Raw genomic sequence first — 17566 nt, 5'->3', positions numbered from 1 at the left:
ACATGAATTTGCGACTTAACTTGATATGTTGTTCTCTTATCTTCTCTGCAACAAGTTCATTAGCGCAACTCAAAGACAATTCTCAAATTGGCATTTCACTTTTCAGAATTGAGTTAAACGACCTTACTCAAGGTGATGAGTTTGAACCAAAGCTGGTTACTAATCTATCCTTTGAAACCGGTTGGTCATCATTCCGTTTGACTACCAATCTTGAATACGCAGCAAATCAACTGCATGAATATTGTAGAAGTTGTGCAGACGTACCAATGGGTGATTCTTGGATGAGAGAATTTAATTTTTATCTCGGCGTGAAATACCTGTTTTTATCCGGCAGTCATTTTCCAGTCAAACCTTTTATTGAATTACGAGGTCTTGCCGGTTTTGGTGATTATGAAGGAATTTTCACCGGAGGCTGGTCATCTGATTTTCAAATTAGCCAACATTACAGAACTTGGTTAGCAGGTATCAATCTGGGGGTTGAAATAATTGCAAGAGAGCATTTCAGAATTTCATACCAAGCATTTTATCAATTAGGACAACGTTGGTTTGATGATACAAAAAACTTCAATCTCACTGAAGATTACCAAAAAACAACAACATTCAATAGCAGTCCGTTTGGATTCACGCTGAGTTACCACTTTTAATCTCCTATCTTGATTCAGATTAAAAATTCTCTTAAGCTCCTGTCTTCATTATCTTTACTTTTATGTAAACCAACAAAACAGAATCATGCTGAGACCAAATCAATCCCTATCTTTGTAAAAAAAAATTCATGAGCAATTTAAAATCTGACGCCAGCTATTGTGTTGGCATGAGCGTAGCCTATAGTTTAGAAAACCAAGAGTTGGGCAGCATTGATATTGATCAATTTGTAAGCGGAATGAAAGCGGTATTTGCACAAGAGCAACCAAAATTTTCACCTCAGCAGGCAAATCAAATCATACAAGAATTTATTCAACAGGCATCAGCATCAAAATTTGAAGCCTATCAAAAAGAAGGCGATGAGTTTCTGAAATCAAATGCGCAACGTAAAGAAGTAATTACTTTGCCATCAGGTTTGCAATATGAAATCATCACTGCAGGCAATGGTCAGCAACCAACCATGAACTCACATGTTACTGTGCATTATCACGGCACACTCATTGACGGAACCGTTTTTGATTCATCAGTACAGCGCCAGCAACCTGCAAGTTTTGGAGTAACCCAAGTAATCAAAGGATGGACCGAAGCACTGCAATTAATGCCGCAAGGATCAAAATGGAAATTATTCATTCCGCAAGACTTGGCTTATGGTGCAAACCCACATCCGGGCGGACCCATCAAACCTTTTATGGCATTAATTTTTGAAGTAGAATTATTGAGTATTGCATAAAAAAACCAGTATGAAAAAATTTCTGTTCTTTATCCATTGCCTTGTATTGAGCTTGCTGTTTTTTGCTTGCAGCGGAGAAACAGATCATACTATCATTACCCATGATAATCAAAATAAAATTGAATTTGAAGATTACAATCAGAAGGTTTCATATTGTATAGGATTAGATCATGGATTTACAGCACTCGGCATATACGGTTCGCCAGAAAACAAACAGAAATTTGACATCAGTCAGATATCTTCAGGTATGGTTGATTTTTTACTTGGCAACCCACTACGCATTCCATTTGAATCAAGTGATTCTATTTTTGAAAATTATTTGAGACCGGATGGAAGTGTAGATGAATCTGTAGTTTCAAAAGCAGATGCCAGCTACGCCGTCGGACTTGAAGAGGGGTATGTATTAGTTAGTTCTTTAGTTGGTCGTGGCATTGATCAAACCATTGATGTTGACTTGCTGGTAACCGGCGTTCAAGACGGCATGCTCAACAGACCACCTTCAGTAGATCTTATCACTGCGCGTACAGAAGTAGCAAACTACTACTCCAACCTCAACCGTGAAGACGGAGAATTTTTTCTGGCTGAAAATGCAAGTCGTGACAGCGTAGTTGTTACTGAAAGCGGACTGCAATACATTGTATACAAACAAGGCAAAGGCATAAAGCCTAACATTACAGATACCTGCGTAGTGCATTACACCGGAAGATTTTTAGACGGACGTGAATTTGAAAGTACCATTCCCAGCGGAATACCGGCTCAATTTACTCCCATGGGATTAGTGCCGGGTTGGCAAGAAGGGTTATTACTCATGAATGAGGGAGCACAATATCGTTTGTTCATGCCTTATCAACTAGCTTACGGAGAAGCAGGCAGCGGCCCTATTGAACCCTTCAGTACCCTCGTTTTTGATGTTGAACTTATTGAGGTGAGGAAATTTAGGTAGGCGTTAGGACTTAGGGGTTAGGGGTTAGGACTTAGGCGTTAGGACTTAGGCGTTAGGACTTAGGGGTTAGGACTTAGGAGTTAGAACTTAGGGGTTAGGGAAAATTTACGAATTGTTCAATGCTCGGATACGTGAACTAGGGTACATGGAGAGATGTACAAAGTCATTTTGAAGAAATAGGAAAGTGCTCCATTGGTAAAAAAAATTAGATCAAAAAAATCACCTCTAAGCCCTAATCCCCAAAACCTAAGCCCTATCAGAGGTTAGGCGTTAGGACTTAGGGGTTAGGACTTAGGACTTAGGGGTTAGGGAAAATTTACAAATTGTTCAATGCTCGGATACGTGAACTAGGGTACATGGAGAGATGTACAAAGTCATTTTGAAGAAATAGGAAAGTGCTCCGTTTGTAAAAAAAAAAATTAGATCAAAAAAATCACCTCTAAGCCCTAATCCCCAAAACCTAAGCCCTATCAGAGGTTAGGCGTTAGGACTTAGGGGTTAGGACTTAGGAGTTAGAACTTAGGGGTTAGGGAAAATTTACGAATTGTTCAATGCTCGGATACGTGAACTAGGGTACATGGAGAGATGTACAAAGTCATTTTGAAGAAATAGGAAAGTGCTCCGTTGGTTAAAAAAAATTAGATCAAAAAATCACCTCTAAGCCCTAATCCCCAAAACCTAAGCCCTATCAGAGGTTAGGCGTTAGGACTTAGGGGTTAGGGAAAATTTACAAATTGTTTAATGCTCGGATACTTGAACTAAGGTACATGGAGAGATGCAAAAAGTTATTTTGAAGAAATAGGAAAGTGCTCCGTTGGTTAAAAAAAATTAGATCAAAAAATCACCTCTAAGCCCTAATACCTATGTCCTAAGTCCTAAACCATCAAACAAACTCAAAATCCACCCTTCGGTTTTTACTTTTTCCTTCCAGCGTTTCATTGGTAGTTGCAGGGTCATTTTCACCGCGGAATTCAATGATAATTTTATCTTCTCTCACGCCTTCTGAAATCAAAAATTGTTTCACTTTTTCAGCCCTTCGTTTTGACAAGTCTACGTTGTATTCATCTGTTCCATTTGAATCAGTGTGACCAATAATTTTAATTCGCAAATCACTATGTGAATTTACAATGCGTGCCATGTTTTTTAAATAAGGTTCAAACTCCGGCTTCAAACTATCTTTATCATGATCAAAATACACCGGCACAAACTCAAAATTTTTCATCTCCGCTTCACGCACATAGTACGCATTCCAACCTCTTTCCAAATCCGTCACCAAATTATTAAACCATGAGTGATACAAGCTGGTTGTATCTGTGCGTGACATTTCGTATTTTGATCTATACAGCACAATCTTTCCACTCGCCCTCTTGCAGTCAATAGATGTCCAAGTGCCACTCAAATATCCTGTTGAATCATTGTATTCAAGCGTGCCCTTGTTTGTGCACCACACCTTTCCACTGGTGTTTTTTTGCAAACCAATAATCACATCTTCAAATAAAATTTTGTTTTTACTCTCAGCCTTGCCCTTAATGTTTTTGTACGCAAAATATTTCGTAAACGGTGTTTCAAGTCTTGACTCGCCTTTCATGTCGCCACTTGTTTTGTCAATCGCAAAATCAAACCAAATAGCCGCACCTTTTTTATAACCATCAGGATTTGTTGTAATGATACCCTGCCAGGTTCCCTCCAAAAAATTAAGTTGACCATGCGCTGCATCAGCCACTAAAAAAATTGCTACTAAAATTAACACGCGCATATAGGTAATCAGGCAAAAATCATTCCTTACTATACGTATTTGGGGAGAAATGTTACAGGTTCACCGATAAGGCGTGCCGTATCATCCCTCTTTTTGTTTGTAAAGTAAATTGGAATTAAACCAGTAGCAAGCGCTGAACTCAAATGCCGCAGCATGAAGTGCGTATGTAAACCCATTTTTTCCCTATCTTTAAGCCATGATCCTTAGAAAAGTATTATCTGAAAATTTTCCCATGCTGAGTGAGCCTGAGCTGGTGGAAGAAATTATGAAAGTTGCTTTTATTCATGAGGTTGAAGCCGGCGACATGTTGATTGATATTGGTGAACCCATTCAAAACATGCCCTTGCTCATTGAAGGCTCATTAAAAATTGTACGTGAAGATGCTGAAGGGAATGAAATGTTTCTCTACTATGTGCACTCAGGTAACACATGCGCCGCATCTATTACATCAGGTTTTGGTAATCAAAAAAGTACTATCCGAGCCGTGGTTGAAGAGAAAGCAATTTTTCTTGCAATACCTATCAAATACATTGATCAGTGGATGGTCAAATATTCAAGCTGGCGTAATTTCATTCTCAATACCTACAACGCAAAATTTGAAGAAGTACTCAAGGTTGTTGATATGCTTGCTTTCCACAATATGGATGAACGTATCACCAATTATTTGAAAGAAAAAGCTGAAATACACAACAGCACTTCACTAGAACTATCACATCAGGAAATTGCAACAGACTTGAATACTTCAAGAGAAGTTGTTTCACGCATTCTTAAACGAATGGAAAAATCAGGTAAGCTGAAGATTGGTCGTGGAAAACTTGAATTGGTTAACTAATTGTATCTAATCAGTTTCTTATTTGCTGGCTGAAAATTCGGTGATACTGCCAGTTTCTTCAATGGTTCCCCATGCAAGGCCAACCAATTCTTCCAGGTCATTTTTTTCAAGTACCGTTACCGGATAAGTTCCTTCACAGCGCGGTTGCGCCAATAAAATTCTCTCGTATCCTAACTTGTCTTTTAAATAAACAGAACTCTCAAATTGCATTGGACATTGTTTACTAATCATACGCATATCAAAACAAAAAACTCCTTTCACTTGCCCGTTCACATAATATACCAGTGATGAAACTTTTCCTTTAGGCAACAGAATTGGAGTATTCTGCGCTACTTCAACTGCCTCTCTCAATTCATTTTGTACAAACAAAACCAACCGGGTTTCTTTTAACTGTTTAGCCGGACATTTGTAATTTATCGTCAGCTGGGCATAATATGCGTGCATGGGATCAAATTGTTCATACTCCTTTTCAAATCTCCAGTTTTTAAAATCTTCAATCGTTGAAGTTGCATGATTAACCACAAAAGAAAATATCTCTCCATTGTTAATCCATGAGCATTTTGAATCAAGGCAACGTTCACCGGGTATTTCCAATCCCCCACCCAGCTCTTTATAGAAAGCAGAATCAATTTTTTCATCCGGTACAATCAGTATGACACCGGTTTTGTTTTTACCGTAAAATTTATTCTCAACAAACTGATAGTAGAATTGCGTAGTGTCCATATCTTGAAAATAATAAGGACAATCAGCACTGCTAAGCCAATTGGTGAATATTTGTTTTGCCTCTTTACAATGTGCAGTTTCTACCTCATCATCAGCTGGGTTATACTTGATGATTTTATTATTAAAAACCTGAAAACATGCATTGATGTTCGGATTATAAACATGGCGTGTATCTAAAATATGACCAGAAAATCCTACGAAATTCAAACAACAAACCAAAAGAAATAAAACTAAACGCATAAGAGTATATTTATCAACGCTTGTTAACCAACGTTATGTTGTTGACCAAATTATGCGGTTAGGTGCAGAAAATTGTACCCCATTTTCCCAACGTAGAGAATAGACTTTCTAAGGTTATTAAGTTGTAACCTGCGTTGGAAAAATGGAAATTCCCTCACTACATATATTCACTTAAATGCAGAATTGTACGCATCATAAATCACTCATATTCAGCCGAAATAATTCGCTATTTGTAAAATAATAAATTATATCCGTAACTTCTTTCCACTTTACCACACTTACTGACAGAAGAGTGAATTATACAAAATGAGCAAAGAAAGGCAGAACCATTTTTTACAACTTTATGAACCGGTTCATGAACGGTTTGAGAGATTCTGTCGATCGCGCGTTTATGGTGAAATGGATTATCAGGATGTCATGAATGAAAGTCTATTAATTGCCTATGACAAACTTGGCTCATTGAGATCTGAAAAAGCATTTCTTGGTTTTCTGTTTGGTATTTGTGTGAGAGTAATTTCAAATTTGAAACAAAAAAAGAAACCTGAAAACTTTAAAAGCGTCAACCAGTTTAATCATCTGACAAGTGATGACGATCCAGACTTAAACATGGATATAAAACTATTGTACACCTTGTTAAATCAATTGCCGGAAGATCAAAAGGAATGCGTTTTACTATTTGAAATTGTAGGATTCAGTTTGAAAGAAATTGCGGACATACAAAGCGTTTCAGAAGGAGCAATCAAACAACGCTTGCGCAGAGGACGGGAAAAACTGACTGAATTAATGCACGAGGTAACATGTAAAAATCAAACAAATTATGAAAAGTGAAAAACAGCTGAACCACTTGTTTGATGCGTTGAAAAACGAAAAACCTCAGGTTTCATTCGAAGAAATCAGTATGAATTTCAGACAATATGCTGATTCAGGAATCAGAAAAATTCATCTTCAAAAAAATCAATTATCCACTTTAAAAAAATTAATTATGATTTTATCAGTAATTACTACAGCAGTTCTGAGCATTTTTCTGTTCTCTGATCACTCTAAAGAAATTGAAGAAGAAAATAATAACCACACATCTGAACACACCAATCCAATTGAAGAAAGAAACATTGATAAAAAAGATAATAACCTAATTGCCTTACCGGCATTTCCGGAAAATAAAACCACCTCCTACACCGAAGAAAAGACAGAATCAGAATTCTTTCTTCAGCCTATACTAATCGAAAAAAACAATGATGAAGCGTCAATGCACATATCCACTACACAAATTAAACTTGAAGATAAATCTAGTAACATTCCTATATTGACCGATGAAGAAAAAGCCGCCACTGAAAGAGAAAAGAAAAAAATGATGAAACAGTTTGAAAAAATGGACAAAAAGAATTACGCATTCATTCCATCAGGTAAATTTTCGCTGAACGATTCAACGATTTCGGTTCGTGCCTTTTATATGAGTACAACTGAAATCACCAATTTACAGTATCGCACCTTTTTATATGATTTACTAATTCAAAACAAGGAAGAAGATTTTCTTATTGCAAAACCAGTACAATCAAATTGGACCAAGATGTTCGGAGAATCAAATCTTGAAATGGAAGAACAATACTTTACACATCCTGCCTACAATGAGTATCCGGTAGTGAACATCAGCCGCACTGGAGCAGAGATGTATTGTGCCTGGTTGACAGCTGAGGTAAATTCGTATCTCAAAAGTAGAAATAAAACACCTATTCAACCCATACGACTTCCGTTAAGAACTGAGTGGATGCATGCTGCCGGTGGCACTTCTGTTTTTCCATGGAAAGGAGATAAAACAGTAAATGACCAAGGCTGTTACCTCGCAAATTATAAACCATTTGACGACAATAATTTTATTGATGGAGGATATTACACCGTGAAAGTAAATTCTTACCTGCCGAATGAGTTTGGTTTGTACAACATGGCAGGCAATGCGGCAGAAATGGTATATGAATCAATTAAAACCAAAGAAGCCGGAACTGCGGGTGGAGGCTGGCTAAGTTCAGAAGACGAACTAAAAATTCTCGGAACGGATCTCTACCAAAATCAAACAGAAGCACATCCTAACATCGGTTTCAGAATTGTATTTTCTTTTAACTAGCTATTTGATTGAAAAGAATTTGAGGTGAAACTTCAGCGCTAATATTAAGAAGGAAGATCAAGAAGGGCGATTTTTCAACGCCCTTCTTCACCTTTAATACTGCTTGTTGCGATACAATTTCCAATCATCCCAGAAAATTTCAAGTTTTTTATTTCCTGCTTTCATGTACTCAATCACTTTATCTGATGTGTATAATTTCATAGGTTGGAAATGCGTAAAACCATCAGGACATTTTTCATTCTCATGCTGCGTGCGCTTTGTCAGATCAAACAATACTACTTTGGTTCCGCTCTCAGGTGTGACCGCCATATAAAACCTACCATTATTATCATCTCCTTCTTTTAGGTAAAGTTCTATATTCATCCACTCACCAAAGGGAACAGAAAAGTTTGTCGCTTCTTCTTCCCAATCACTTTTCCATTCGCATACCTTGCATTTCTGATGATCCGCTTTGACATGAAAATGAATAGCATCAACCGGTCCTTCCGAATCCTTAAACAAATTCACTGTGACTCTGAAAGTATTTTTCTCTTTTGACCAAGTGGCATTATTCCAAAATTCAAACAAAGTTAACCATGGCATTCGCTCATCCCATTCTTTCAAATAAGCCATATCAGGATGCAATTTTAACCGCACCGTCTGATAAATTTCACGAATACATTTATTCTCGTTAACACTTAACTGAACTCTGCCCTTATAATGTGAAGCTTCTTTTATATGCGGTTCAGTAATACTAAAACTCAATACCTGATTTGCTGCTGAATCAGGATCAGCAGTAATCAATGCTTTTCGTTGCGCATCATTACCATCTTCATAACCAATTTCAACGTATCCAATATCTGCATGTTCAATAAAATTTTCCCAACTTGCATGATCAGGTAAATCAGAGTCGGTACCACTAAATTCCGCATTCTGATATTCTCCATTTGTCAGTGATGTTCCGTTAAATCCGGTTTGGAAAAGTAATTCTTCCTCATACGTGCAAGCCACGTCACAATTCACACTCTTATGTCTGCAGGCAGAAAATAATGTCAGCACGAAAACAGAAAAAATCAACTTATACATGGTACAGCGTTTTTGAAATATTATTATTTGATTGTGATAACACCGGCTGGATCTTCTTGCTGGCCAAACCACACGCAAGCGAATCCCTTATATATACCAACGCCTATTGCTCCCCAAGGAAAACCATCCCAACCATCCTTATTCAAGATGACATTATTGTGTCCGGTGCTTCCTTTCCAACTATCAACAGCGTATTCAGCAGTCATGTCATAATCTGCATTTACTTTTGAGCTTCCGCAGGCAATTTCATAACCGTTACCGGTATACTGTGTTAACTCAGATGGTTTTTTCCACATACCATTTGCCTGTTTATGGTCAGATGTATAGCAACATGCAGTCCATGCACCGTTGGCTGACCAGCTGTGTGCATTGCACTCTTTAGGTTTGTCAGGCCGATTGTGATACAAATCTTTGCAGTGTTGTTGAGCAACAAAGGTCAATGATTTTGACAATGGAATTTCAGACAAATTATTCTCTACTCTATATGCCATAATCAACTTATACATTTTTTCTTCTTCACTTGATAAGCTAACAGCATCAGCAGAAAATACTGCGCCAAGGGTATCATCAGATCCGAGAGATACTTCCGTAGTATTAGTATTTGACTGATTAATTTCAGTCTCACTGTTATCATTCACGTTAAAGCGCGTTGATGAATCTTCTTTTGGGTGCGTAGCACACGATAAGAAATGGATAAAAACCATGAGTAAAAAAAGAGATAATAAAGGATGTTTAGTTTTCATATCGTCATGTATTTACAGCGTAATATTAATCATTGTGAATTTAGCATTTACAATATTATCCAAATCTTTTTTTGGTTTCCATCTCCAACCAATCTCTATGTTTGGGGTGGGCAATTCTAATCAATTCTTTAGCGCGTTGATGCAAATTTTTACCAAACAAATTGGCCACACCATATTCAGTGACTACATAATGCACATGCGCACGAGTTGTTACAACGCCTGCCCCCTGTTTGAGAAAAGGTACAATTTTAGACTCGCCATTCTTTGCTGTTGAAGGCATGGCAATGATGGGTTTGCCACCCGGTGACAAGGCAGCGCCTCGCATAAAATCCATTTGACCGCCAACTCCTGAAAACTGCATCGTTCCAATTGAATCTGCACATACCTGACCGGTAAGATCTATTTCAATTGCAGAATTAATTGCAACTGTTTTTGGATTTGATCTGATCACATGCGGATCATTGACATACGAAATTTCAAGAAAATGAACTGAAGGATTATCATCTACAAAATCATATAATTTTTTAGTACCCGCGATAAAACCAGTAACTAATTTTCCGCGGTGTTTTTTCTTGTGAGAATTGGTAATGACGCCTTTTTCAACCAATGGAATTATTCCGTCAGAAAACATTTCGGTATGAATGCCCAAATTTTTGTGATTGCCCAAACACGTTAATACTGCATCAGGAATAGCCCCAATACCCATTTGCAAACAAGATTCATCTTCAATCAAGCCTGCACAATGTTTTCCAATTTCAAGTGAAACACCATTCTGACATTCAGCATACGATACTTCAGGCAAATCATCATTCACCTTTACCAAAGCGTGTATATCACGTATATGAATAACGCCATCACCATGCGTACGCGGCATTTTTGGATTTACCTGAGCAATTATACAACGTGCATTTTTTACCGCAGCACGAGCAATATCTACCGAGGTTCCTAATGAACAAAAACCGTGCGCATCAGGTGGATAAACGTGAATCAATGCATAATCAAGCGGCAAAATTCCACGCTCAAACAACAAATGAATTTCACTTAAAAAAACAGGGACATATTCGCCTCCTTCACCATTCACTATTTTTCTTACATTATCAGAAACAAAAAGTGAGTTGATAAAAAAACGGTCTTTCAGTTTTTCCGGTGAAAAAATATTTTCTCCAAGTGTAGTAATGCTGACAAGTTCAACCTGTTTCAATTGATCAGTGCGGCTGAATAAAGTTCGCAATAAGGTTGCCGGTGTCGCAGCGCTGCCCTGAACAAAAACGCGGCTATTGCTTGTAATCTTTGCCACCGCTTCTTGGGGAGATATATAATTTGGTTCCATTGTTATTGAGTAGATGTCATCAAAGATAATTGCAATTGGGGAGTTTTACTTCAATTTCAATTCCTATTGAGTACATCATCATTAAATAAACAACAGAATTTGGTACGTATTATTTGGGTTGTAAATGAAAATTCCTCACGTAGGCACAGGTCGCGACCTGTGCCTACAGAACGATCATTTCTTGCAACCCGTGTTATCAAATATTCATACTATCTTTCAATTTTGGACAATGAAATTTGCCTACGCAAAAGAGTATTGCAACATTCGGGTACTATCCTCGATCAAATTATTTGACTCGCAGCTATTCAAACAATCTGCACTTCCAAAATCGCCTTGGTAATCTCAGTAATTTTAAAAGAATCTGCAATAGCCAAGCCAATTAGGGCAATAATTTCACCGCTTGCATCTTCAAGCACCAGCTGATTTTCTTTGTCTGTGCGTGATATTTTTTTGTCAATTAAAACATCTGAAATCAACTTTTTTCCTTGCATGCCTAATGGTTGCATTTTGTCTCCTTGTTGCCAATTGCGCAAGGTGAGCGGAAATTTTAATAAATGAAAATCAACTTGTTGAATGGATGGGAAATTTTTTATCAGACTGAACTTTTCCTTTTGTTCAAAACGAATTGTATTTTTCCCGCTGTACAATTCTACCGGCAAGGCTTGTATTTGGGTCAAGATTGGTATAGGTTTAGCTTCACTCAAGGAGAAAATGAGCTGATCACGATCAATCAGAAAACGATGATTCCCGGCAATAAATTCTGCCCCGGTATTTGATTGCAGAAATTTTTCAAACTCCGAAACATTTTTTCTATGAATTCCGTGCCCGTAAAAAATCTGTTGACGCAGAAAGGGATGAAGATTCAAAACCTTGTTCAGTGGAATCACTGTTTTGCCATTCGTATTGGTTGCGTGTTCATTAAAATATTCTATAGATGTCCTGTTGAAATAATCTTTCAGCTCATTCAATTCTGAAAAAAGATTTTCCATTTTTCCGTGTAACAATGGTTCAAGTGAATGTAATTCAGGCATCAGATCATGCCTGATTTTATTGCGCTGATAATCTTTTTTTGCATTGGTTGAATCAGATCTGTACTCCACTTGTTGCTGATCAATATATCTATAAATTTCTTCCGCTGTAAAATTAAACAGGGGTCGCATAATTTTTCCGTTCCTTGGCGGTATACCGGCAAGTCCACGATAACCAGTTCCGCGGAATAAATTAATAAAAAATGTTTCAATTGAATCATCTAAATGATGCGCAGTAAGCAAGTAAGCATTATGATCTTGCAGAAAAGTATCAAACCAGTCATATCGCAGTTTTCTGGCCGCTTCTTGAATAGTCATTCCTTCCTCTTCAGCAAATTTGGCGGCATCAAAATGATTGACAAAAATTTCCAACTGATGTGCTGAAGCGTATGTGAGCAAGAATTGTTCATCAGTATCAGATTCTTTTCCACGCAAATGAAAATTGCAATGTAGTAAACAATGTTTAAGGCCTGCCTCATTCAAAAGATGTGACAAGGTCATTGAATCTTTTCCTCCGCTGATGGCAAGAAATATTTTTGCCGATGTCAGCTGACTAAAATGATCCTCAATATTTTTCTTAAACTTACTTAACATAAACTATCCAATTTATTCTGACACTCATCCAATTTAATAGATTTTTAATCAGGTTAGTGCCAATTGTAATGCGCGCAGTTTGAGCATACATTCCTCGTATTCACGGGCAGCATCAGCATGTATGGTAATTGCGCTACCCACGCTGCAAGATACAGTTTTCAGTTTACGGTTATGTAAAATTGATCTGATCACTACGTTAAAATCGTAATCGCCATTGGGTTCAATGTATCCAATTGTACCGCTGTATAAACCTCTTTTAAAATTCTCAAGTTTTTCAGTTAGTTGCATTGCGGCAATTTTAGGTGCACCGGTCATTGAGCCCATAGGAAAAGTGGCTTTGATCACATCGGTAAATGATGTGCCGTAATCTATTTTACATGAGATGGTAGATATCAGCTGATGCACCGTTTTGAAACTATACACCTTGCATAACTCATCTACGTTCACCGAATTTTTTAACGCAATTTTTGAAAAATCATTCCGCACCAAATCTACTATCATGATATTCTCTGATCGTTCTTTTGCATCACGTTCTAACACCTTTTTAAGCTGATCATCTTGCGCGGTATTTTCGCCACGCTTCGCTGTTCCTTTGATTGGTTGTGAAATCAGTGTATTGCCCTTTTTACAAATATAGCGTTCAGGTGAAGCGCACATCACAGCATGTGTTTCATCTTGCATATATACCGAGAAAGGAGCATCAGCCAATTGATTCAATTTTGAAAATACGTTAGAGGTATTCAATTCATCTACACCACCGGTATACTGAATGCAATAATTTGTTTCGTATAAATTTCCTTGTTGAATTTCATGCTGAATGCTTTGAATATTTCTGATATACTCTTCTTGTGATGTTGATTCTTTCAAAGCCACTTGATTGCTATTTGATGAGACAGATTTTTTACTCTTGCCAAATAGTTCTATCAATTCTTCAGGTGATATTTTTCCATAATAAGTAGTATTTTCAATAGATCTGACAACCACATTTTCTGTTACAAAAAAGCGGCAAATTGGGAATTGAACAACATCATCATGCTTGCTTTGCAAAAATGGTTCAATGTTATTTTTGATATCGTAAGTTAAATAACCAAAAATATATTTTCCTGTATGCTGATCAATAAATTGTTGTAAATCAGAAAAAGAAAAATCAGTATTGTCCGGCTGATATGCGTGCGTAAAATTCCACGCCAAGATAAAATCATGGTCAGAATTTTTCAAAAGAACAACTTGATTTGGTTCAACAGCCTCAAGCATTTGTTGCCATGAATAGTTATGAATCTCTTTTGTTTGCATGATTTATGTAGCCAATCAGTATTCAAAAAAAACTGAAGGTAATGCAAAGTTAATCGCTTGCAGAAAATAGGAATCAAGTAATGCTTTATTGATTTGCAGGCTATTTTCACAAACATTTCCATAGTCAATAATATTCATGAATCCCATAGTTTTTAGTACCTTCACTTAAAATCTTAATTGATTATGCGCAAGCCTATCTTTGTTATTTTTATTGGTATTGCTTTTTACACACAAGCACAAAAAGAAGGTTTTACCAAAATTCCCTCAGAACAATCAGGCATATTATTCAGAAATGACATCACTGAAACTGACTCTGTGAATATCACCATGTATGATTATTTGTACAACGGTGGTGGTGTGGGTATCATTGATTTTAATCAAGATGGTTTACAAGATATATTTCTCACCGGAAATTTCACTGACGATAAACTCTATTTAAACAAGGGAAATTTTACGTTTGAAGATGTTACGTTAAAAGCCGGCATCACTAAAAATGGTTGGAGTACCGGCGTGTGCATTGTTGATATCAACGCAGATGGCTGGCAAGATATTTATGTATGCCGATCAGGTTGGTATACTAATTCTGAAAAATTGAAAAATGTTCTATACATCAATCAAAAAAACGGAAAGTTTATTGAAGATGCTGCATCGTATGGTCTTGATCTGGCCGGTCATCATACACAGGCGGCTCCACTAGATTTTGATCACGATGGTGATTTGGATTTATACGTAATGGGACATCCGGGAAAATTTATGCATAAATCTGACTTCTCAACTTATATCACAACCATTCTCAAAGGTGAAGTAGAAAGTGATATCCTGCTTGAAAATGTAAACGGTAAATTTATTGACATCACAAAACAAGCCGGCATTTTTGAGTTTGGTTATGGTTTGGGGTTGGCCATTACCGATATCAATCATGACACGTATCCAGATATCATTGTCTGCAATGATTTTGATGAACCTGATCACGTTTTTGTCAATCAAAAAAACAAAACATTTAAAGATGAAAACCTAAATTATTTTAAACATACATCTAATTATTCCATGGGAAATGATGTAGGTGATTTCAATAATGATGGCTATCTGGATTACATTTCTGTAGACATGGCCTTTGATTCACATGAACGATCAAAAACCAATATGGCTTCTATGACTCCGGCAAAATTCTGGGCACGTGTTAAGTTAGGTTGGGGCTACCAATACATGCACAATATGCTTCACCTAAACACCGGAAAAGGCGTTTACCAAGAGATTGCTCAATTCAGCGGCGTAGCAAAAACTGATTGGAGCTGGGCACCTCTTTTGATGGATATTGACATGGATGGCTGGTTAGATTTATTTATTACGAACGGCTACAAACGTGACACAAAAAACAATGACATTCAATACCTCATCAATCAACAACTGGAGAAAAAAAATCAAATCAGCGTGATGGAATTACTTGAATTGATTCCTTCAGTGCGCATTGAAAATTTCTTCTTCAGAAACACGCATGATTTGAAATTTGCAGATAAAAGGGCTGACTGGGGTATTGATGAAAAATTGAATTCAAACGGCGCAGCATACGCTGATCTTGACAATGATGGTGATCTGGATTTAGTATTGAATAATGTGGATGATTTTGCTTCAGTCTATCAGAATACAACCAGTAACGGCAATCACTATTTGAAACTTGATTTGTCAGAAATACCGGATGAAAAAATAAGCGGTGCCAAATTTCTACTCACAACAAAAAAAACAACACAAGCTAAAGAAGCAAATTTTGTGCGTGGCTATCAATCATCCGTTGAAAAAAATATTTTCTTCTATTGGGATAAAAATGATGAACCGAAAGATCTTGTGATTGATTTACCCGTTTACTATGCCATGATTAAAAATATTACACCTGATCAAACCATAAAAATTCGTTTGAAAGATATTGAAGTACATGATTTGGCTTTATTAGACTTGATCAATTTTGATGTAAATATTCAAGACATATCTGCACAACTGCTTCCACAAATTATTTACCAAGACAATGATTATGATGATTTCAAAACTGAAACCTTGCTGCCTCATCGCATGAGTGATGCAGGGCCACAACTAGCAGTGAGCGACCTAAACGCTGATGGTTTGGAAGATTTTATTTTATCATCAGCCGTTGGAAAAATTCCACAGGTTTATATACAAAAAGAAGAAGGTACATTTAGTCAGGTGGTTTCACCGGCTTTTTATAATCATCAGGGATGTGAAGACGGAGGCATTATGGTTATTAATGCAAATAAAGATGAATACAAAGACATCATCATCACATCAGGCGGATATGAATATGCACAAGGTGACAGCAATTATATCAACCGCTTGTATATTGGAAACGGACAAGGCGGATTTGGTTATGTAAAAAATGCCATGCCAAAAGATGCATTTAATTCAGGTAAAGTGATTGGTGAAGACATTGATTTGGATGGTGATACTGATTTATTAATTTGCGGAAAAGCTTCTCCCGGAAAATATCCCTTCCCCGGAATTACAAGTATTTTACTGAATGAAAAAGGATTTTTCTACAATATTACAGATCAGATTGCGCCGGAATTAAAATACTGTGGAATGGTGAATGATGCTGAATTTGTTGATGTAGATGGTGATAAAGATAAAGACATTGTAGTGGTTGGAGAATGGATGGACATTACGGTATTTATTCGTGACAAAGGAAAATTTACCAAAGCACAAACAGGAATAAATATGCCCGGCTGGTGGTCATGCATAACGGCTGCTGACATTGATCAAGACGGTGATCAAGATTTACTGGCTGGCAACGCCGGACTCAACAATAAATTTAAGGCATCAACTAATCGTCCAATTGATGTTTACGCCAATGATTTTGACAACAACGGTACTCTAGACATTGTATTGGCACACACCAAAAATGAGCATCTATTACCCGTGCGCGGCAGGGAATGTTCATCAAGTCAAATGCCTTTCTTAGTTGAAAAATTTCCTACCTATCAGGCTTTTGCAACATCAGATTTGTATCAGATTTACAGCAAAGAAAAATTAGATAGCGCCTTGCATTATCGGGTAACTGAATTCCGAAGTGGAATTTTTTATAATGACGGTAAAGGCAATTTTACATTTTCGCCTTTTGGCAATGAAGCGCAGTTATCTTTCATCAATGATTTTCTGGTACTAGATATAAACCATGATGGAAAATCTGATATTCTTGCCATTGGTAACCGCTACGGATCAGAAGTTGAAACTACGCGTTATGATGCAGGATGTGGCCTTGAAATGGTACAACAACCGGATGGATCATTCAGTATAACCCCACAAACAGCATCACAATTTTTTGTGCCGGGTGATGCCAAATGCATGAGCATGATTAAACTTGGAAAAGATGGTACGATAGGTGCACTTGTTGCAAACAACAATGGATTGGTGCAATTATTCAGTATTCAATAGAGGATTTGACAGCCACTAATCAGCCTATCTATAAAGCTGATAAATCAATGGTTCATGCCGTTGATCATAAAAACTTCATTTCTCACA

General features: G+C 37.1%; 14 protein-coding genes. 7 read left to right on the top strand and 7 right to left on the bottom strand.

The features are described from left to right. The first annotated feature begins 2 nt into the window (after positions 1–2). The 3 genes from IPH66_15070 (at position 3) to IPH66_15060 (ending at position 2315) form a co-directional block, all read left to right on the top strand. Positions 3–644, top strand: coding sequence for a hypothetical protein (locus IPH66_15070; protein MBK7130666.1), 642 nt, complete (start codon positions 3–5; stop codon positions 642–644). 128 nt (positions 645–772) lie between these two features. Next, entirely contained in the window at positions 773–1372 is a 600-nt protein-coding gene (locus tag IPH66_15065; GenBank protein ID MBK7130665.1) for an FKBP-type peptidyl-prolyl cis-trans isomerase, read from the top strand. 10 nt (positions 1373–1382) lie between these two features. Then, positions 1383–2315, top strand: coding sequence for an FKBP-type peptidyl-prolyl cis-trans isomerase (locus IPH66_15060; protein ID MBK7130664.1), 933 nt, complete (start codon positions 1383–1385; stop codon positions 2313–2315). Positions 2316–3198: 883 nt separating this feature from the next. Here the strand turns inward: IPH66_15060 and IPH66_15055 are convergent. Next, entirely contained in the window at positions 3199–4071 is an 873-nt protein-coding gene (locus IPH66_15055) for an OmpA family protein (GenBank protein MBK7130663.1), read from the bottom strand. Positions 4072–4267: 196 nt separating this feature from the next. On the opposite strand from IPH66_15055, the gene IPH66_15050 reads away from it, so the two are divergent. After that, complete coding sequence (locus IPH66_15050) at positions 4268–4903, top strand: Crp/Fnr family transcriptional regulator (GenBank protein MBK7130662.1); 636 nt, start codon at positions 4268–4270, stop codon at positions 4901–4903. A gap of 18 nt (positions 4904–4921) precedes the next feature. Here the strand turns inward: IPH66_15050 and IPH66_15045 are convergent, their stop codons facing one another. Next, the gene (locus IPH66_15045) at positions 4922–5866 is read right to left on the bottom strand and encodes a hypothetical protein (protein ID MBK7130661.1); all 945 of its coding nucleotides are present in this window, start codon (positions 5864–5866) and stop codon (positions 4922–4924) included. Positions 5867–6172: 306 nt separating this feature from the next. Here IPH66_15045 and IPH66_15040 point away from each other — a divergent pair, with 306 nt between their 5' ends. Continuing rightward, positions 6173–6694 carry an RNA polymerase sigma factor gene (locus IPH66_15040; protein ID MBK7130660.1) on the top strand — a complete coding sequence of 174 codons (522 nt, stop codon included), beginning with the start codon at positions 6173–6175 and terminating at the stop codon, positions 6692–6694. After that, a complete protein-coding gene (locus IPH66_15035) occupies positions 6684–7985 on the top strand; it encodes an SUMF1/EgtB/PvdO family nonheme iron enzyme (GenBank protein ID MBK7130659.1) in 1302 nt (433 codons plus the stop codon). Before IPH66_15040 ends, IPH66_15035 begins: the two co-directional genes overlap by 11 nt. Positions 7986–8078: 93 nt before the next feature. On the opposite strand, the gene IPH66_15030 is transcribed toward IPH66_15035, so the two are convergent. The 5 genes from IPH66_15030 to IPH66_15010 form a co-directional block, all read right to left on the bottom strand. Then, positions 8079–9050, bottom strand: a complete 972-nt coding sequence (locus IPH66_15030; protein MBK7130658.1) for a hypothetical protein — start codon at positions 9048–9050, stop codon at positions 8079–8081. 23 nt (positions 9051–9073) lie between these two features. Continuing rightward, positions 9074–9793, bottom strand: coding sequence for a CAP domain-containing protein (locus tag IPH66_15025; protein ID MBK7130657.1), 720 nt, complete (start codon positions 9791–9793; stop codon positions 9074–9076). A 55-nt stretch (positions 9794–9848) separates the two neighbouring features. Next, the gene (locus IPH66_15020) at positions 9849–11123 is read right to left on the bottom strand and encodes an acetyl-CoA hydrolase/transferase family protein (GenBank protein MBK7130656.1); all 1275 of its coding nucleotides are present in this window, start codon (positions 11121–11123) and stop codon (positions 9849–9851) included. 305 nt (positions 11124–11428) lie between these two features. Beyond that, positions 11429–12745: a tRNA lysidine(34) synthetase TilS gene (tilS, locus tag IPH66_15015; GenBank protein MBK7130655.1), complete on the bottom strand. Its 1317-nt coding sequence runs from the start codon at positions 12743–12745 to the stop codon at positions 11429–11431. Positions 12746–12793: 48 nt separating this feature from the next. Continuing rightward, positions 12794–14038, bottom strand: coding sequence for an anthranilate synthase component I family protein (locus tag IPH66_15010; GenBank protein MBK7130654.1), 1245 nt, complete (start codon positions 14036–14038; stop codon positions 12794–12796). Between the two features lie 183 nt (positions 14039–14221). Between IPH66_15010 and IPH66_15005 the strand changes: the two genes are divergently transcribed. Continuing rightward, positions 14222–17479, top strand: coding sequence for a VCBS repeat-containing protein (locus IPH66_15005; protein MBK7130653.1), 3258 nt, complete (start codon positions 14222–14224; stop codon positions 17477–17479). Positions 17480–17566 lie beyond the last annotated feature (87 nt).

The sequence above is a fragment of the Crocinitomicaceae bacterium genome, from assembly GCA_016708105.1.
Classification (GTDB): Bacteria; Bacteroidota; Bacteroidia; order Flavobacteriales_D; family Crocinitomicaceae; genus JADJGJ01.
This window is presented reverse-complemented; position numbering and strand designations above follow the sequence as displayed.